The organism is Paenibacillus sp. PDC88 (genome assembly GCF_900106725.1).
Lineage (GTDB): Bacteria > Bacillota > Bacilli > Paenibacillales > Paenibacillaceae > Paenibacillus > Paenibacillus shunpengii.
On record NZ_FNNT01000034.1, the window covers coordinates 1 to 1,590 of the forward strand.

1 protein-coding gene is annotated in these 1,590 nt (G+C 51.4%); it reads left to right on the plus strand.

Annotation, left to right across the window (positions count from 1 at the left end; translation table 11 throughout):
• The first annotated feature begins 109 nt into the window (after nt 1-109).
• On the plus strand, nt 110-1,411 hold the full coding sequence (locus tag BLW49_RS28425; protein ID WP_090728284.1) for an IS1380 family transposase: 1,302 nt from the start codon (nt 110-112) through the stop codon (nt 1,409-1,411).
• The last annotated feature ends 179 nt before the right edge of the window (nt 1,412-1,590 follow it).

Here is a 1,590-nt window from a genome sequence, read left to right on the forward strand (position 1 = left end):
CCTGAATTTCGAAAGTACGACTCTTTGAAAACGTGAAAAGGGCTCCAAATCTTTGGTAGAATGGTGTTTGTCCAATACAACATCACCCAAAGAGAGGAGCACCTTTTAGGTGAAGTCTACCACACCCGTTAGCAAAATCAAGACAGAATTTTCGCTGAATAACGCAACGAGCTTCGGAGGCATCAAAGTCTTCTTGGCCTTTCTCGAAAAAATCAAGCTTGCCGAGGCGATGCGCAGCCTCTCCGGCGGCAAAGCGCACAACTCGATTTTCCCTATTCATCTTATCCTGCTCTACCTCATCGTCGGCTGGATGCTCGGCTGCGAGCGGATTTTTCATTTCCGCAAACTGCAACATGACCCGCTGCTGAACCGTTTCCTGGGCGGACGTTGTCCGCATCATAGCTTGTTGTACAAGGAGCTTGGACGGCTTGGCCGGTCGTGTCCGCAGTTGCCGACTGAACTGCGGATACTGAATCAGGAAATCATCCGGCCCTGCCTGCCCTTTGACATCATTCTCGATCTGGACTCCACAGTAGAAACGGTATACGGCGATCAGACCGGCGCGGCCAAGGGGACAAACCCGCACAAGCCCGGGCGTAAAAGCTATCATCCGCTGTTGGCCTTTGAAGGCCAAACCCGCTTGAATCTGAACGCGACGCTTCGGCCGGGCAACACGCACTCCTCCACTGACGCTGCCGACTTCCTGCAGCAAACCTTCGAGCTCCTCGGCGATCGCAAGGTGAAGTACGCCCGATTTGACAAAGGCTTCGGCGGCGAAGACTTCTACAGCCTTTGGGAAAGCAAAGGAATCGGCTATGTCGGCAAGCTCAAATGGACACAGCGGCTGGAAAAAGAAGTTCAGGCCTGCCGCTATTGGACGCGCTATGTTGACGAAGACTGGATCATCGAAGGCATTACCTTGATCTATAAAGCGACGTCCTGGAAGAAGCCGCGGCGCGTGGCGATTATTCGTAAAGCGCAGGTGTTTGATGACGGACAAGGCCGGATCGTGTTCGATACAGACTGGCAATATGAAGCGATTGTAACCAATCTGGAATGGGAGCCGATCGATTTGTGGCGCTTCTACAACCAGCGCTGCTGCATGGAAAATTACATCAAGGAAGCCAAAAACGGTTTCTCGATCGATCGCATCGCCACAAGCGATTTTAAAGCGAATGAACTGGATTTGCTCATCAAGCTGCTTGCCTATAACTTGTTCGAGCGATTCAAACGCGATTGCTGCGAGCCGGTGCATCAAGGTTATACCATTGCAAGGTTCCGTCTGGAGTTCTTTCACTGCGCGGCGACGCTCATTCAGCACGGTCGATCTGTCGTGCTCAAACTGATGAAGAACTTCGCCGAACGCTATGCATGGAAACGAATCGAAGCCAGGGTGGCCTTGTTGGAATGATGATTCACAAAATTTTACATGGAAAGCGAACCAGCCTCTTCATTGGGGAGGGGGGAGGACTATCCACATGTGGATAATCTAGCTCGGACGGACGGGAAATTATCCACATTTTTGCATGGCTGATGCTGACCTTCTAGCAACAATGCCCCGTTATTATAGGCTTTCGAAATTCGGGTTTA